The following is a 16,010-nucleotide window of genomic DNA, read 5'->3' on the forward strand; positions in this document are numbered from 1 at the left end:
GGATAATGATTTGTCCTGGCTTCGGAATGACGCCGCATCATCCGCAGGCTAATCCTTCGCAGACGGGTGATCGGGGCCGATGCGGCCCCCGCCGATGCGAAAGGAAACGCCGTGCACGCACTGACGACCGGCCCTGCCGCCGCCACACTGGAGATGCTGCACCGGGACGCCGATGCGTCCGACAGCAAGATCATGGCGGAGATGATGGCCATCATGAACGCCCCCGACGCCTCGCCCGAGCAGGCGATCGCGGGCATGCTTGCCCAGGAGCGGGCGGACTACCGGGCGGTCTATCGCGGCTATGCGGGCAATTTCCTGGCCGTTTCGCCGACCTACGGCCGGTTCCTCTACATGGTGGCGCGCGCCTGCAAGGCGCGTCGCATCGTCGAGTTCGGCACCTCGATGGGGATTTCGACCATCTATCTTGCCGCCGCCCTGCGCGACAACGGCGGCGGACGGCTTGTCGGCAGCGAACTTGAAGCCTCCAAGGTGGCGCGGGCGCGTGCCAACCTCCAGGCGGCCGGCCTTGCCGACCTGGTCGAGATCCGCGAGGGCGATGCGCTTGAAACCCTCCGCGATGTCGGCGGTCCCATCGACCTGCTGCTGCTCGACGGCGCCTTCTCGCTCTATCTGTCCGTGCTGAAGCTGGTCGAGCCGCAGCTCGCCTCCGGTGCCGCCATCCTGGCGGAGAATGCGTTCGAGCCGGCCTATCAGGACTATGTCGGCGATCCGGCCAACGGCTACCTCGCCCAATCCCTGCCGCTGGATGAAGGGCGCGGCAATGCGTTCGCCGTGAGGATCGCATGATGCCCCCGGTGGAGTCGGCCGACCGGCCCGCCGCCGGCGGTCCCGGCCGGTTGGGCCGCGCATTGATGCGCCTCCTGACGACGCATGCGACCGTCGTGGCAAGCGAACCTCTGGGTGCCCGCCTTCGGCTCGTCTCGCTCGAAAGCCCCGCCTTCAGGGGCATCGAGTGGAGTCCCGGACAGAAGATCCAGATCGCGATGGGCTCCGCCTTCGCCGCGCGGACCTATACGCCGATCGAGTGGAGTGCAGCCGTCGGAAGAACCGGCATCCTCGGCTGTGCGCATGGCGACGGTCCCGGCAGCGCGTGGGTCCGCACCGTCCGGCCGGGCGATGGATGCGACATCTTCGGCCCGCGCCGGTCCCTGGCCCTGCGCCACCCGTCCGGGCCGCTTGCCGTCGTCGGGGACGAAACCTCGATCGGGCTGGCCTGCGCCTTGATGCGCCAGGACCGCTCCAGGTCCGTCTCATGCCATTTCGAGGTGGACGATGTCGGCGACGCCGGGCCGATCATGACGACGCTCGGCATCGATGCCGTCACCACCCTGTACGGACGGCGCCCGGGGGACGGGCACCTCGCGGAAATGGAAGATGGTCTTTCGGCGCTGGTCGGCACTGACGCCAGCTTCGTGCTGACCGGGAAGGCCGGGACCATCCAGCGGCTTCGACAAAGCCTGAAGCGCCACGCGGTTCCGGCATCCCGTATCGTCGCCAAGGCCTATTGGGCGCCCGGCAAGACCGGTCTGGACTGACAGTCGGTTCCGCAGCCCATGCGTCCCCACGTTCAACGGGACTTTGGGGCATGACCACAGGGACGACCGAAGACCGCGGTCTTCTGCACAACAGTTGGTTCCAGCTCAGCAGCCTCATCGCCGGCCATTCCGGCTGGCGTGCCGTGTTCGACATCGCCGCCAGCTTCAATCTGGTTGCCGCGGTGCCGGCGCTGTTCGTCCTGAAGCCGCTGCGGGCGAGCTTCATCCAGGCGGACGATCACGGGCTGGCGCCGGCCACCGCTGACGGCGCCGCGGCTTTCAGAGTCCCAGCCGCGCCCGCGCCGCCCAATCGTCCAGGGAGGTGCGGGCGGCGGCCACCAGCGCTTCGGCGAAGGCCTCCTGCGCCCCGGCCTCCAGCGCCGGGGCGCCGCCGGCCCCGGCCCGCAGCCCAAGCCGCCGCATCAGGCCGCGGTCCTGGTCGACCACCCGCAGGCGGACCTTCTCGCCGAACCGGCCGCGCATGACCGAACGCAGGTCGCCCAGCCCGTCGATCAGCCCCAGTGCAAGCGCCCTGCGCCCGGCCCAGAAGGAGCCGGAGAACAGTTCCTCTTCCGGCCCGGTCAGGCGGGCGCCGCGCCGTGCGCGCACCATCGCCTTGAACGCCTCGTGGATGTCGGCCTGCAGGGCCTTCAGATGGGCGACGCCGTCCTCCCGCTCGGGCGAGAAGGGGTCGAGCAGCACCTTCTTGTCGCCGGCGGTGTAGAGGCGGCGCTCGATGCCGTGGCGCTCGATCAGCCCATGCAGGCCGAAGCCGGAGGACACCACGCCGATCGACCCGACGATGGAGCTTTCGTCGGCCCAGATCTCGTCGGCCGCGCAGGCCAGCCAATAGCCGCCCGATGCCGCCGCATCCTCGCAGAAGGCGAAGACCGGCATCTTCTTCTCTTCCGCCAGATCGCGGATGCGCTTGGCGATCAGCGCCGACTGCACCGGCGATCCGCCGGGGGAGTTGACGATCAGCGCCACCGCCTTCTGGTCCTTGGGCGCGAAGGCCCGGTCCAGCAGCGGGGCGACGCCGGCCAGCGACAGGCCGGAGCGGAACGGGCCGCCCTGGCCGATGACGCCGGTCAGGCGGACGACGGACACCAGCGGCCCGGCCTTGCGCCAGGGGCCGAAGGGGAGTTTGGCGAGGAGGGATTTCAGGCTCATGCCGGCAGAGATGGGATTGAAGTCTTCCGTTTGAAAGGCGCCGTCCCAGCTAAAATGGTCCGCGCTGAAACGCCCCCATCAAAATGCCCCTGTTAAAATGCAAGCTCCCCCGCGTCGCGCAGCACCCGTGCCGCCGCCGCGCTGTAGCCGCCATCCGCGTCATGCACGGTCAGGCCGGCGGTCAGGCGGGCGGGCGCCTTGCCGCCCTTGCGCGCGACCAGCAGCAGGCGCTTGGCCTCCACCCCCGGCTTGGGCCACAGCGGCACCAGCACGAGGCTGCCGAAGCGGCCGCGCAGGGCGCCGAGGATGTCGTCGATGCGGTCGGCGCGGTGGACCATGGTCAGGGTGCCGCGCGGCTTCAGCATGCGGTCGGCGAAGCGCACCCAGTCGGGCAGCCGCGCCGTCCCCTCCACGTTCGCCGCCGCCTTCCAGTCGTCGGGCGGGCGGCTGGCTGCATCGGCCTTCAGATAGGGAGGGTTCATCATCACCCGGTCGAAGCCGCCGCGGCCGAGCGTGGCGGGCGGGTCGAGCAGGTCGCCCTCCACCACCGTCACCCGGCCGGCCAGCCCGCTGAGCTCCGCATTGCGGCGGGCGAAGGCGCAGGCGTCGGCCCGCTGTTCCAGCCCGACCACGGCCGCGCCCGCCACCCGGGCTGCGAGGCACAATGCCGCAGCCCCGGTGCCGGTGCCGGCATCCAGCACCCGCTCCCCGGAAACGGCGGCGGTGATGGCGGCGAGGAAGACCGGGTCGATGGCGGCGCGATAGCCGCCGTCGGGCTGGAGCAGCGTCACCCGGCCGTTCAGCAGGAAATCCGCATGCCCCTGCGGGGGCGGTACAGGGGGCGCCTCCGCCGCCGGCATGGGCTGGCCGCTCATGCTTCGCCGGCCTCGCGCAGGATGCGGGCGGCGCGGACGGCATCGCCGGCATCGACCATCAGCCGGCGCGGGATCGCGCCGATCGACCCTTCCAGCATGCTGGTGTGGGTGTCGAGGACCACGGTCTCGATCCCGGCGTCGGCCAGCAGGGCGACCAGCCAGGACAGGCGGACGGGGTCGGTGGTGCGCAGCAGTTCGGTCATGGTGTCTCGTAAGGACGGGCGTCTCGAAAGAACGGTCCCCTGCGGACTTGACCGAAGAGGCTAGGCCGTTATGCTCCCTAGCGCAAATTCTGGCGTCAATCACCCGTGGAGTCGACCTTGGCGGTCGTGACCAACTTCGAGCCGAAACGGCGCAAGTCTACCCCGCTCGACGACCTGACCGCTTTGGTGGCCGAGGATCTCAGCGCCGTCAACCAGATCATCCTCGACCGGATGCAGTCGTCGGTGGAGATGATCCCCCAGTTGGCCGGCTACCTGATCGCTGCCGGCGGCAAGCGCCTGCGCCCGGTGCTGACGCTGGCTGCGGCCAACATGTGCGGCTATCAGGGCGAGCATCACCGGCTGCTGGCCGCGGTGGTGGAGTTCATCCACAGCGCCACCCTGCTGCATGACGACGTCGTCGACGAAAGCGACCTGCGGCGCGGCATGGCCTCGGCCAACGCGGTGTTCGGCAACAAGGCCAGCGTGCTGGTCGGCGATTTCCTGTTCTCCCGCGCCTTCGAGATGATGGTGGAGGTGCAGTCGCTCGACGTGCTGCGCATCCTGTCCGGCGCGTCGGCCATCATCGCCGAGGGCGAGGTGCTGCAGCTGCGCACCACCAACGACACCGAGACCAGCGAGCAGGCCTATCTGGAGGTCATCAAGGGCAAGACGGCCGAGCTGTTCGCCGCCGCCTGCCGCGTCGGCGCCGTCGTCGCCGCCCGCCCCCAGGCGGAGGAGCTGGCGCTCTACGACTACGGCATGAATCTCGGCATCGCCTTCCAGCTGGTCGACGACGTGCTCGACTATTCGGCCCTGCAGGCGAAGCTGGGCAAGACGGTCGGCGACGATTTCCGCGAGGGCAAGATCACCCTGCCGGTGGTGCTGGCCTTCCGCCGCGGCAATGACGAGGAACGCGCCTTCTGGCGCCGGGTGATGGAGGAGCTCGACCAGAAGGATGGCGACCTCGAACACGCCCAGGCGCTGATGGCCCGCCACAACGCGCTGAAGGACACGGTGGAGCGTGCGCGCCATTACGGCTCCATCGCGCGCGACAGCCTCGGCCTGTTCGCCGACGGGCCGGTCAAGCAGGCCCTGCTGGAAGTCATTGATTTCGTGATCGATCGCGACTTCTGACCGGGTTGCGGGCGGGGCCGCGGCAGGGGGTGCGGCGGCCCGGGCCGGGGGGCCGGATCTTTTTGCCGATGACGCATTTTTTGCGTTGCGCACCCAGGCGGGACCGTTTATACACCCCCTCCACCGGCGGACGGAAACGCCCGGCGGTGACAGGACCGGAGAGTAGCTCAGCCTGGTAGAGCACTGCTTTCGGGAGGCAGGGGCCGGAGGTTCGAATCCTCTCTCTCCGACCATATGGAAAAGGGCTTCCGGAGAAATCCGGGAGCCCTTTTTCTTTGTGCGCCAAACACTTCATGTGCGGCGGACATGGCAAGAATGCGGCGCCGCAGCTGTGACTTTGCATTGCGCGGCGGACCGGAACCGTTTATACACCCGCTCCACCGGCGGACGGCAACGCCCGGCGGTGACAGGACCGGAGAGTAGCTCAGCCTGGTAGAGCACTGCTTTCGGGAGGCAGGGGCCGGAGGTTCGAATCCTCTCTCTCCGACCAGAACCGGTCGCAAGACCGATGACGAAGGGCACCCCTCGCGGGTGCCCTTCGCCGTTTCGGGGCCCGTTTCCCCGATCTGCTTCCCCGGTCTATCCCTGCGGATCGCCCATCACCGTTTCGGCGCGCTGCCGGGTGTCGTCGGTCAGGGCGGCCAGGCCATGCATGGTCGCGGCGATCTGCTCGGCCGCCGAGGCGTTGGATTGCGAGATGTCGACCAGTTCCAGCAGCGCCGCCTCGATCCGGTCGACGCCCTGGCGCTGCTGCGCCACCTGATCGACGATGGTCTGCGACAGCAGGTCGTTCTCCGCGATGGCGGTCGACACCTCCTGCATGCGCCGGCCGACGGCGGCGGCGACCTCCAGCCCGCGGGCGATGCGGTCGTGGCTGCGCTGGGCCAGCCCGGCGATCTCCTGCGCCAGCGCCAGCGTCTGCTGGGCCAGCGTGCCGACCGAGGCCGCCACCACCGAGAATCCGCGCCCATGCTCGCCCGCGCGCGACGCCTCGATGCTGGCGTTCAGCGACAGGATGTTGGAATGGGCGGCCAGCTTGCCGATGGTGGCGGTGACACGGTTGATCTCGCTGCTCATCCCGGCGATCTCGCGCACGGCGGCGGTCATCGCCTCCATGTCGGTCATGCTCTCGCCCAACCGCTCGGCGGAGATGCGGGAATGCTCCTGCCCGGTGTGGGCGACGACGGCGACCGCCTTCATCGCGTCCTGCATCTCCAGGAAGGCGTGGCGCAGCCGCTCGACCGAGGCCATGTGGCCGTGCGCGCCGTCGGACACCTGGGCGATGGCGGTGGCGGCCTGCCCGGTGGCGACCGACACCTGCATGGTGGACTCGACCACCGCGCGCGACAGGGTGCGCGAATCCTCCAGCGCCCGCTTGAACCGGCGCATCGCCGCGGCCAGCGCCGCGATCTCGTCGGCGAAGCGGGTGGCCGGCACCTGCACCGTCATGTCGCCGTCGGCCAGCCGCCCCAGCGCCTCCGTCATGCGGCGCAGCGGCGCGATCACGCCGACGCGGACCAGCAGCACCACCCCCAGCAGCGCCAGCAGCGACAGCCCGCCGCCGATGGCGACGGTGCGGAGATACTCCTGGCGCAGCCGGTCGGCGCGCTCGTTCACCAGCGCCACGAAATGGCCGTTGGCGGACTGGCCGAAGCGGTCGATGGCGTCCAGCGCCGCGCCCATCAGGGCGGCCTCGCCCTCGGCCGCCTCGCCCGCGCCCACGCCCTCCGGCTCGTCCATCACCGCCAGGGCGCGGCCGACCAGCATGCCGAAGGGCTGGAAGCTCTCGTCCAGCGCGGCCCTGATCGCCGGCATCCCCTGCGGCCCGGTGGCGGCGGCCAGCGAATCCTCGATCGACACCAGCAGGGTCTCGATGCGCCCGGTGATCAGCGCGGCGTCGAGCCGGCGCTCTCCGGACCGGCCGCCCGGCTGCCCACCCGATTGCCCACCCGGCCGGCCGCCCGCCGCGGCGTCCCCGGCGGCCTCCATCCGGCGCAGTTCGATGAATTGTTCGCGCAGGTCGGTCAGCCGCAAGGCGAAGATGTCGCCCAGCGCGTAGGTGGCCAGTTCGGAATCGAGGATGATGCCCGACCGGCTTGCGATCTGCTGGACCATCCGGCGCAGGGTTCTCCGCGTCTCCACCTTGGCGGCGGAGCGGTCCTTGGAGCGGACCAGCGCCTCGGCCTCCAGCGACAGCGCGGCGATGTCGGGATCGCCCGGAAAAGCGCCGCCGTGGCGCTGGCGCAGGTCGCCCAGGGCCTGGGCGAGGTCGCCGGTGTGGACCGGCCGGCGCAGGACCAGCGACCGCGTCAGGGCGGCATAGACGCCGTCGATCCCGTGCAGATAGGCGGCCCCCTCGGCCTCCATCCGCGCGCGGTCGATGGCGTCCTGGGTGGTGCGGTACTGCAGCCAGCTGCCATAGCCGGTCGGAACCAGGAACAGCAGGGCGGTCAGGCCCAGGCGGGTCGCGATGCTCAATCGGCGGAGCATGGAGTCTCCTTGGTCCCGGCAATGGCGGGCACGGTCAGGGCGGCGGCGTCCGGACCGGCGTCCGGACCGGCGTCCGGACCGGTGTCCGGGTCCGGTTCCGCCCAGGCGGCGGCGCGCTCGAACAGGGTCTGGGTGTCGAGGGCGAACATGATGCCGCCGGCCCCGATCGCCGCGGCTCCCGCCACCAGCGGGTTGCGAGCGATCAGCGGGTGCAGGCGCTTGAAGAACACCTCGCGCCGCGCCGCCACCCGGTCCACCCGCAGGCCGACCTGGGCCTGCCCGTCGTCGACCACGACCAGGACGCAGCGGCCGGCAGCGATATCGGGGGCGGCAGGGGAGAAGGCAGGGGAGAAGGCGGGGGAGGCCGGCGGGCGCAGGTCCAGCAGGGCGGCCAGATCGACCACCGGCAGGAAGCGTCCGTGCAGCGACAGGGTCAGGCGGCGGCCGATCCGCCGCAGCCCGCCGGCCGGCACGTCGACCACCTCGCGCACCGTCCGTTCGTGCAGCGCCAGGGTCTGGCCGGCGGCCTCGACCGCCAGCACCCGCTGCATCGCCGCCGACACCGGGAACTCGATGGTCATCCGGGTGCCTTCGCCGATGCGGCTGTCGATGGACAGGCGCCCGCCCAGCTTGCGGATGGCGGTCAGCACGATGTCCATGCCGACGCCGCGGCCCGAGGTGGCCGTCACCTCGTCGCGGGTCGAGAAGCCGGGCAGCAGGATCAGGTTCAGCGCCTCGGCCTCGGGCAGGGCGTCGGCCTCGCGCGCGCCGATCAGGCCCTTGGCCACCGCCTTCGCGCGGACCCTCGCGGTGTCGATGCCGCCGCCGTCGTCCGCCACCTCGACGATGGCGAGGCTGGCGGTCTGGCGTGCCCGGATGCGGATGCTGCCGGCGGCGGGCTTTCCGGATGCCAGCCGGCGCTCGGGCGTCTCGATGCCGTGATCGACGCTGTTGCGGACGATGTGGGTCAGCGGATCGACCAGCATCTCGATCATCGCCTTGTCGACCTGGACGTCCTCGCCGGAGGTGGTCAGCCCGACCTCCTTGCCGACCAGCACGGCGGTGTCGCGGATCGGGCGCATCAGCCGGGTGAACAGGCCGCCGATCGGCACCACCCGCAGTGCGATGGCGCCGTCATAGAGCTGGCGGACGGCGCGGTCCATCCGCCGCAGCTCGTCGCGCAGCGCGCGCGCCGCATCGCTGGCGCTGCCGGGAGCCTGTCCGGATGCGGGGCCATCCGCCATCCCGCGGGCAGGCTGCCCCGCCTTGCCCTCCAGCATCGTCGCCAGCGAGGTCAGCCCCAGCCGCAATTCGCCGATCACGTCCATGAATCCGTCGATGGCGGCGCTCGGCACCCGCACCGTCGCATCCGCCGGCCGGGCGGCGGGCGGCGCGGCCTCCGTCGCGGGCGCCACCGCGGGCGCCACTCCGGGGGCCGCCCGGTCGGCAGGTGCCGGCGCCGCCATCATGTCCGCTGCCCCGGCCGTGGGCGTCGCCGTCGCCACCGGCCCCCCTGCTGCGGGGCGGCCCAGGGCGCGGCCCTCCTCCGCGGCCGGGCTGGCGGCGTGGATGGCGCGCACGCAGCGCCCGGCCGGATCGGCGTCGTACAGAGCCAGCGCGAAGGCGTCGGCGTCGGCCGCGTCCGTCCGCGCCAGCGCCACCACATGCTCGAACAGCCCGGCGCCCAGATCCAGGCGCGAGCGGTTGTAGAGGCAGCGTTCCGCCCGCATCCGGTCGCTCACCGCGTCGGCGGCGTCCGGATCGCTCTCCAGGTCGAGCAGCACGAGGACGAGGCCGCAGCCGGCCTCCGCCGCCTCCGCCATGGCGGCCAGCGTGTCGGGCGGCCAGGGATGGGCGCGTCCGGCCGCGTCGGCGATGACGTCGCCGTCCTCCCCCGCCGCGGCCGGGGCGCCGCCGAACCAGCGGGTGCGCAACGCCGCCAGCTCGTCATGCGGCATCTCCATGCCGGAGCTGGCGGAAATCCCGATCAGGGCGCACAGGTCGGTCAGCTCGTCGCGTTCGGCGCCGTCCTCCTCCAACGACCGGCCGCCGGACAGCAGCCGGGTGACGACCAGATCGGCCAGTTCGGCCCCGGTGTCCAACTCCAGCGCGGACAGCAGCCGGGCGGCGCGCATCCAGGCCGCGGGATCGCCGGCCTCGTCCCTCAGCGTGCCGGTATGCTCGAGCAGCAGGTCGGCGAACGGCACCTCCAGCGCCGCCGACAGGGCGAAGGCGCCGACGGTGCCGCCGCCCGCAGCCTCCACCCCGCGCAGCCGCAGCGTCAGGTCGAGCCAGCCCCAGCGGTCGCCGGCGGTCAGGCGGCGGGCGGAATCCGCGATCCCGCACAGCCCGGCGGCGTCCGCGGCCTCGGCCAGGATCGCGGCGGTGTCCGACGGATCCTCCGCGTCGATGGCGCCGAGCAGGCCGAGAACGGCGTCCTGGATCGCCTCCAGCGCCGCATCCCCGACCGTCAGCACCGGTTCGCCGGCCGGCGGCTTTCCGGGCGGTTCCGCACCGGCGGCGCCGGGCAACACGGGCGGCAACGCGGATTGCGCCACGGATGGCGCCACGGCTGGTGGCGCAGAGGGTGCGCCTGCGTCCATATGGGACTTCAGCCGGGCGACGATGGCGGCGTTCACCGGCTGGTCGGTGCGGGTCTCCATCGCCGTGCCCTGGAGCCGGCGCATCTCGTCCACCGCCTCCAGCAGGGCGCTGACCAGATCGGTCGACAGGTCGCGCTTGCCGGCGCGCACCAGATGCAGCACGTCCTCCGCGGCATGGGCGACCGTTTCGATGCAGCGCAGGGCCAGCGCCGCCGACCCGCCCTTGACCGAATGGAAGGCGCGGAACAGCTCGTCGACCCGGCCGGGATCGACCCGGCCGGCGGCCAGGATGGCTTCGATGGCGCCCAGATACTCGTCCAGCTCGGCGCCGAACAGCGACCAGAACTCCTCGATCGGATCGCCGTCGCTCATGGCGCCTTCCCCGTCAGCATCGCCAGCCGCCGGCCGAGATCGGCGGGGTCCAGCACCTCGGCGACGATGCCGGCGTCGATGGCGGCGCGCGGCATGCCCCAGATCACCGCGCTTTCGGGGGTCTGGGCCAGCACCGTGCAGCCGCGCTGCGCCAGCGCGCGCGCGCCCTCGGTCCCGTCGCTGCCCATGCCGCTGAGGATCGCCGCCACCGGCCGGCGGGCCGACAGCGCGGCCGAGCGGAACAGGATGTCGGCGTTGGGCCGGTGCACGGCGTTGCCGCCCTCGCTCAGCCGGATGGCGAAGACACCGGGGCGGAGCCGCTGGATCTCGCCGTTGCAGCCGCCGGGCAGGATGTGGACGGTCCCGGCGGCCAGCGCCATGCCGTCTTCCGCCTCCACCACGGCGACGCCCAGCGCGGCGGCCAGCGACGCGGCGAGGCTGCGGCTGAACATCGCCGGGATGTGCTGGGCCACCACCACCGGGGCCGGGCAGGGGCAGAGCGGGCGCAGCACCTCCGGCAGGGTCTGCGGGCCGCCGGTCGAGGACGCGATCACCACGATGTCTGCCGGTCCGCGGGCCGGCGCAGGGCGCGGCGCTGGAGGGGTGGCGGCAGGGTGGGCGGCAGCAGGGTGGGCGGCGGCGGAACGGGCGGGCGCCGTGCAGGATGCCGGCGGATGGGGCAGGCGGTCGCGCCCGGTCAGCACGGCGGCGGCGGTCGCCAGCTTGCTGCGCAGCAGGTCGCCGACCTGGGCGAGGTCGGTCTTGAAATGCTCCGACGCCTTGGGCACGAAATCGATGGCGCCCAGCCCGAGCGCGGTCAGCGTCAGGTCGGCGCCCTGGGTGGTGAAGGCGCTGACCATGACGACCAGCGGCGCGACCCCGGCGGCCGGGCGGATCGCCTTCAGGACCCCGATGCCGTCCAGGACCGGCATGTCGATGTCCAGCGTCACGATGTCGGGCCGCAGGCGGCGGATCGCCTCCACCGCGGCCCGGCCGTCGCCGGCCTCGCCGATCACGGCATATCCTGGCGTCGCCCCGACGATGTGCTTCAGCGAGGCCCGCATGAAGGCGGAATCGTCGACGATCAGGACCGTCAGGGCATGTGCCGGCGGGGAGAAGGTCATCGCGCTGGTGCCTCCGCCGCCGTCCCGTCCAGCAGGTCGCGCCACAGCGACGCGCCCGTCACCAGCGCATAGTCGCGGTCGTCGCGCCGGGCGATGCCGGCGATGCCGGGCGAGGGGAACCATCCCGGCTCCGTCGCGTCGCGCACCAGGGCCAGTGGCCGCTCGATGCGGTCGACCCGCAGGGCCAGCGGCCCGGCGGCGCAGCTCAGCACCACGAAGTCGCAACGCCGGTCCCCTGTACTCCCTGCCGCATCCACCCGGTCCAGCGCGCCGGTCAGGTCCAGCACCGGCACGACGGCGCCGGTCACCTCCACCGCATGGCGCACCGGCGCGGTGCCGCCGGGGATGCGGAAGCTGCGCTGCCGGTGCAGGATGCGCCGCACCTCGCCATAGGCGGCGGCATGCAGCCGGCCGCCGATGGTGAAGACCAGATGCATGGCGCCTGCGTCGGCAGGCGTGGCGACGCTTCCGGCCGGCGCTGCGGCGGTCGCCGGGGCCGGCGCCGCGACCGGCGCTGCGGCGGGCACGTCGCCGATGCCGTCCGCGCCGAACAGGAAGGCGCGGCCGATGCCGTCGATCGTCGCCGCCGACCGGCACAGCCGCCCCGGCGGGATCCAGGGCGCCGGGGCCACGGAGTCAGGCTTGCGGAACCCGACCACGCGGTCGGCCAGCAGCGCGACGACGCCCAAAGGTCCCTGGATCAGGATGGCATCCCCCCGGCGTGCCGCCGGCCGGTCGAACACGCCGGCCGGGTCGATCGCCGGAATGAAGCGCCCGCCATGCGACAGCACCGCCGCCACCAGCGGCGCGGCATAGCCGGGATCGTCCAGCGCCGGCTCCTCGACGATCTCCACCACGTCGGCGGCCGGGCAGCAATAGGGCTGGCCGTTGCGCTCGAACACCAGCACCGGGTCGAACACCGGCACGGGGGGCGGCACGGGGGGCTGCAGGGCGGGACGGTCCGGGCTCATGCGGGACCGTCCTTCACGAACAGGGCGGCACCGTCATGGAAGCACGGCCGCAGGCCATGGGCCGCGGGGTCGAGCGTCGGCGTCAGGTCGCCCGGGCCGAGCAGCAGCAGCCCGCCCGGCCGCACCGCCGCCGCCACCACGGAAAAGGCGGTCCTCCGGGCGGCGTCATCCATATAGATCAGGACGTTGCGGCACAGCACCGCGTCGAAGGGGCAGGGGGACGGCGGGCCGGACAGGATGTTGTGTTCGCGCAGGCGGACCATGCCGCGGATCGCGGCGGCGACGGTGCGGCGCCCGTCGGGCAGCGCCGGCAGATGGGCATGGTCGGCCGGCTTGACCTCGCGGCAGGGCGACATCGGCCCGGTGCGGTACAGCGCGGCCTCCGCCGCGGCCAGGGCGGCGCGCGAGACGTCGGTGGCGGTGACGCTGCCGCCCAGCCCGGACTCGCGCAGCAGGATGGCGATGGAATAGGCCTCCTCCCCGGTGGCGCAGCCAGCCGACCAGACCGACGGTCCTCCCTGGGCGGCAGCGGTGCCGCCGGCCAGCAGCGCGCACAGCGCGGCCAGCTGGCGGCGGTCGCGGAAGAAATAGGTTTCGCGGTTGGTGGCGCCGTCGATCAGGTGGGCGATCCGCGCCTCGCGGGTGCGTGCCGCATCCCCTGGGGCATCTCCAGAGCCATCCCCTGAACCGTCCGGGCCGCCTTCCGGCGCATCGCCCGGCATCGGGGCGGCGCAGGCCCCGATCAGCCGGAGGCCGACCGGTCCCGCCGGGTTCGCGCCGATCCGGCGGCAGATCTCCAGCGCCAGGGCCGAGGGCGCCAGGGCCGAGGGCGCCAGGGCGGGGAGCGCCAGGGCGGGCGGCGCCTGCGGATGAGGCGGCTTGCGGGTCATGGCAGGCCGCCTCGGGGTGCCGCGCGCAGTGCCGCGCGCATCGCGGCCAGGATGGCGCCGCCGCTCGTCTCGACCAGATCGGCGCTGACCGCACCGGACGGCTTCGGCACCACGGCCGAGGCCCCGGCGGCCAGGCAGGCGCGGCGTTCGGCCGATCCCGGCCCGGCGATGGAGGAGACGACGACGACCGCCGCCCGGCTGACCGCGCGGATCGCCGGCAGCGCGTCCAGCCCGCCCAGCACCGGCATTTCCAGGTCGAGCAGGCAGAGGTCGGGTTGCAGCGCCCGCGCCCGTTCGATGGCCTCCCGCCCGTTGGCCGCGGTTCCGGCCAGCCGCCAGCGCGCCGCCCCCCCGCACTCCTCCGGGCCGTCCCCATCCTTTTCGCGGTCGCCATTCACCAGCTTGGACAGCAGCACCCGCATCATCGACGAATCGTCGACGATCAACACGGACGGGGGCAGCATGGAAGGAGACGGGGCGTCCGCGCCGGTCATGCGGGCATCGCCTCCGCCCGGGCCGCCCCGGTCGCCGATGCCGCCCCTGCCACGGTTGCCGCCGGGCCGTCCCCGCCGCCTCGGCGCACCGATTCCGCCTGCCGGCGGGTGCCGTCGGCCAGCCGGGTCAGTTCCATCATGGTGGTGGAGATCTCCTCGCCGGCGGTGGCGTTGGCGTTGGAGATGTCGGTCAGCCGCTGCAGGCTCTGCTCGATCTGCCGCAGCATGCCGCCCTGTTCCTCCATCGACTGGGCGATGTCCTCCGACAGGCTGTCGGTTTCGTCGATGGCGGCGGTCACGGCATTCATCACCCCGCCGACCTGGGTCGCCATGCTGACGCCCTTCTGGATGCGGTCGGTGCTGTCGGCGGCGAGCAGGGCGATCTCCTGGGCCAGGTCGGCGGTCTGCTGGGCGAGGTTGCCGACCTCCTCCGCCACCACCGAGAATCCGCGGCCATGCTCGCCCGCCCGCGCCGCCTCGATGGCGGCGTTCAGCGACAGGATGTTGGAGCGGGTCGCCAGCTCGCCGATGCTCTGGGTGATGGCGTTGATGCGGGCGCTGGTGACGGAGATTTCCTGCACGGCGGCGGTCATCGCCGCGATCTGGGTCAGCCCGCTGGCCAGCTGCGTGGCGGCGTCGCGCGAGCGGTCCTTGGCCGACAAGCTGACCGACGCGATGGTGCCGATGATCGCCGTGGTGCGCGAGACGGACCCGGTGATCGCCTCCACCGCCTGCATCTGGCGCTGCGAGCCGTCGGACACCTGCTCCACCGCGACGGCGGCCTGGGCGGTGGCGGCGGCCATCTGCTGGGCGGCGATGTGGGTGCGCCGCGCCAGCTCGTCCGACGAGGCCATGGTGTCCTTCAGCAGCTGGACCATGCGGGCGATGTCGCCCACCTCGTCGCCGCGCGCCACCCCCGGCACCGTCAGGTCGAGCCGTCCGCCCAGCAGCTCCTTGGCCAGCGCGATCAGGCGGTGCAGCGGCCGGACCACGGTCATCCGCATCAGCAGGAAGGCGAAGACCAGCACCGCGACCAGCGCCAGCGCCACCAGCCGGATCACCATCGTGCTGTCGGCATGGGCCCGGGCCGACGCGTCGTGCGCGCGCCGCGCCGCCAGCTCCTGCCCCTGGTCGATCAGCTTGGTCATCAGGCCGTCGAACTCCTCGGCCGAGGTGGTGACGGCGCGGGTCAGGTCGCGCAGCGCCTCGCCCGGGGGACCGTCCGGAGCGGCGAACTTCGCGGCGGCCACCACGTCGATGCGCTGGCCCAGCCGGTCGAAGGCGTCGCGGGCGATCTTCAGGTCCAGCGTGCCGGCGGGCAGGCTGCGTTCCGCGTCGGTCATGCGGACGGCGAAGGTCACCGTCTCCTCCTTCAGCCGTCCGCCGATCTGGCGGGCACGGAAACCGCTCGGCTCGCTCGTCATCTCGAAGGTCAGGCGGGTGACGTTCATCGCGGTGGCCCGCGCGCGCGCCAGCCAGATCAGCCCGGCGGCCTCGTGCTCCACCAGCCCGGTCAGCACCGTCTCGCTGTCGGCCTGGATGGCGGTGATGCGGGCGATGCCGGCGAAGACGGTGGCCGCCAGGATGGCGAGGATCAGCACGACCTTGCCGACGATCGGTACGGAAAAGGTCTTCTTCATTGCCGCATCCCCTTTGCGCTTCGGTTGCCGGCCCGGCGGCAGGCCCCACTGGCCGGCGCGTCGTCAGCTCGGCCCAGCTCAGATCGACCAGGCTCAGCCCAGCTTGCCGATGGCCGCCTCGACCCGCACCTTCAGATCCTTCACCGCCACCGGCTTGCGCAGGAACAGCCGGACCCCGGCGGCGATGGCGGTCTTGACCGAGCTTTCCTCGGCGTTGCCGGTGACCATGATGATGGGCAGCTTGGCCGTGCGCTCGTCCTTGCGCAGCATCTTGAACAGCGTCAGGCCGTCGGTGCCCGGCATGTTCCAGTCGAGCGTCATCAGGTCGAACTTGCCGGTCAGCACCGCGTCGATGGCGGCGACCGCCGACGTGCATTCGGTGACGTCGCGGATGCCGAGCTGCGCGAAGGCGAAGCGGTGCAGCCGCAGCATGCTTTCCTGGTCGTCGACGCAGATGACCCTGACCTGATCGGCGCGTGGCATGGCCA

15 protein-coding genes and 2 tRNA genes are annotated in these 16,010 nt (G+C 72.4%); 5 read left to right on the forward strand and 12 right to left on the reverse strand.

Features of this window, described 5'->3' with window-relative positions; genetic code table 11:
- Window positions 1–111: 111 nt before the first annotated feature.
- Together ABMY26_RS29570 and ABMY26_RS29575 are read left to right on the forward strand one after the other, a co-directional pair.
- Window positions 112–807 carry an O-methyltransferase gene (locus ABMY26_RS29570; protein WP_372399081.1) on the forward strand — a complete coding sequence of 232 codons (696 nt, stop codon included), beginning with the start codon at window positions 112–114 and terminating at the stop codon, window positions 805–807.
- A complete protein-coding gene (locus tag ABMY26_RS29575; protein WP_372399082.1) occupies window positions 804–1,556 on the forward strand; it encodes a siderophore-interacting protein in 753 nt (250 codons plus the stop codon). The genes ABMY26_RS29570 and ABMY26_RS29575 overlap by 4 nt, the downstream gene beginning before the upstream one ends.
- A 32-nt stretch (window positions 1,557–1,588) precedes the next feature.
- Here the strand turns inward: ABMY26_RS29575 and ABMY26_RS29580 are convergent, their stop codons facing one another.
- From ABMY26_RS29580 to ABMY26_RS29595, 4 genes are all read right to left on the reverse strand, one after another.
- Entirely contained in the window at window positions 1,589–1,798 is a 210-nt protein-coding gene (locus ABMY26_RS29580; RefSeq protein ID WP_372399083.1) for a hypothetical protein, read from the reverse strand.
- A gap of 37 nt (window positions 1,799–1,835) precedes the next feature.
- Window positions 1,836–2,726 (reverse strand): S49 family peptidase, encoded by an 891-nt coding sequence (locus ABMY26_RS29585; protein WP_372399084.1) that lies wholly within the window; start codon window positions 2,724–2,726, stop codon window positions 1,836–1,838.
- Between the two features lie 92 nt (window positions 2,727–2,818).
- Window positions 2,819–3,601, reverse strand: coding sequence for a tRNA1(Val) (adenine(37)-N6)-methyltransferase (locus tag ABMY26_RS29590; RefSeq protein ID WP_372399085.1), 783 nt, complete (start codon window positions 3,599–3,601; stop codon window positions 2,819–2,821).
- Complete coding sequence (locus tag ABMY26_RS29595) at window positions 3,598–3,804, reverse strand: DUF2007 domain-containing protein (protein WP_372399086.1); 207 nt, start codon at window positions 3,802–3,804, stop codon at window positions 3,598–3,600. Before ABMY26_RS29595 ends, ABMY26_RS29590 begins: the two co-directional genes overlap by 4 nt.
- A 117-nt stretch (window positions 3,805–3,921) precedes the next feature.
- Between ABMY26_RS29595 and ABMY26_RS29600 the strand changes: the two genes are divergently transcribed.
- The 3 genes from ABMY26_RS29600 (at window position 3,922) to ABMY26_RS29610 (ending at window position 5,428) form a co-directional block, all read left to right on the forward strand.
- Window positions 3,922–4,938, forward strand: coding sequence for a polyprenyl synthetase family protein (locus ABMY26_RS29600; protein ID WP_045584606.1), 1,017 nt, complete (start codon window positions 3,922–3,924; stop codon window positions 4,936–4,938).
- Window positions 4,939–5,094: 156 nt separating this feature from the next.
- Window positions 5,095–5,171: transfer RNA gene (locus ABMY26_RS29605), tRNA-Pro, on the forward strand.
- Window positions 5,172–5,351: 180 nt separating this feature from the next.
- Window positions 5,352–5,428 (forward strand) — tRNA-Pro (locus ABMY26_RS29610).
- 89 nt (window positions 5,429–5,517) lie between these two features.
- On the opposite strand, the gene ABMY26_RS29615 is transcribed toward ABMY26_RS29610, so the two are convergent.
- The 8 genes from ABMY26_RS29615 to ABMY26_RS29650 form a co-directional block, all read right to left on the reverse strand.
- A complete protein-coding gene (locus ABMY26_RS29615; RefSeq protein WP_372399087.1) occupies window positions 5,518–7,428 on the reverse strand; it encodes a methyl-accepting chemotaxis protein in 1,911 nt (636 codons plus the stop codon).
- A complete protein-coding gene (locus ABMY26_RS29620) occupies window positions 7,413–10,403 on the reverse strand; it encodes an ATP-binding protein (RefSeq protein WP_372399088.1) in 2,991 nt (996 codons plus the stop codon). Before ABMY26_RS29620 ends, ABMY26_RS29615 begins: the two co-directional genes overlap by 16 nt.
- Complete coding sequence (gene cheB, locus ABMY26_RS29625) at window positions 10,400–11,527, reverse strand: chemotaxis-specific protein-glutamate methyltransferase CheB (RefSeq protein WP_372399089.1); 1,128 nt, start codon at window positions 11,525–11,527, stop codon at window positions 10,400–10,402. The genes ABMY26_RS29620 and cheB overlap by 4 nt, the downstream gene beginning before the upstream one ends.
- A complete protein-coding gene (locus ABMY26_RS29630; protein ID WP_372399090.1) occupies window positions 11,524–12,498 on the reverse strand; it encodes a chemotaxis protein CheW in 975 nt (324 codons plus the stop codon). The genes cheB and ABMY26_RS29630 overlap by 4 nt, the downstream gene beginning before the upstream one ends.
- Window positions 12,495–13,388 carry a CheR family methyltransferase gene (locus ABMY26_RS29635; RefSeq protein ID WP_372399091.1) on the reverse strand — a complete coding sequence of 298 codons (894 nt, stop codon included), beginning with the start codon at window positions 13,386–13,388 and terminating at the stop codon, window positions 12,495–12,497. Before ABMY26_RS29635 ends, ABMY26_RS29630 begins: the two co-directional genes overlap by 4 nt.
- The gene (locus ABMY26_RS29640) at window positions 13,385–13,882 is read right to left on the reverse strand and encodes a response regulator (RefSeq protein ID WP_372399092.1); all 498 of its coding nucleotides are present in this window, start codon (window positions 13,880–13,882) and stop codon (window positions 13,385–13,387) included. The genes ABMY26_RS29635 and ABMY26_RS29640 overlap by 4 nt, the downstream gene beginning before the upstream one ends.
- Window positions 13,879–15,522, reverse strand: coding sequence for a methyl-accepting chemotaxis protein (locus ABMY26_RS29645; protein WP_372399093.1), 1,644 nt, complete (start codon window positions 15,520–15,522; stop codon window positions 13,879–13,881). The genes ABMY26_RS29640 and ABMY26_RS29645 overlap by 4 nt, the downstream gene beginning before the upstream one ends.
- 93 nt (window positions 15,523–15,615) lie before the next feature.
- Complete coding sequence (locus ABMY26_RS29650; protein ID WP_045584602.1) at window positions 15,616–16,005, reverse strand: response regulator; 390 nt, start codon at window positions 16,003–16,005, stop codon at window positions 15,616–15,618.
- Window positions 16,006–16,010: the final 5 nt, after the last annotated feature.

This window comes from Azospirillum sp. HJ39 (genome assembly GCF_041507355.1).
GTDB lineage: Bacteria > Pseudomonadota > Alphaproteobacteria > Azospirillales > Azospirillaceae > Azospirillum > Azospirillum thiophilum.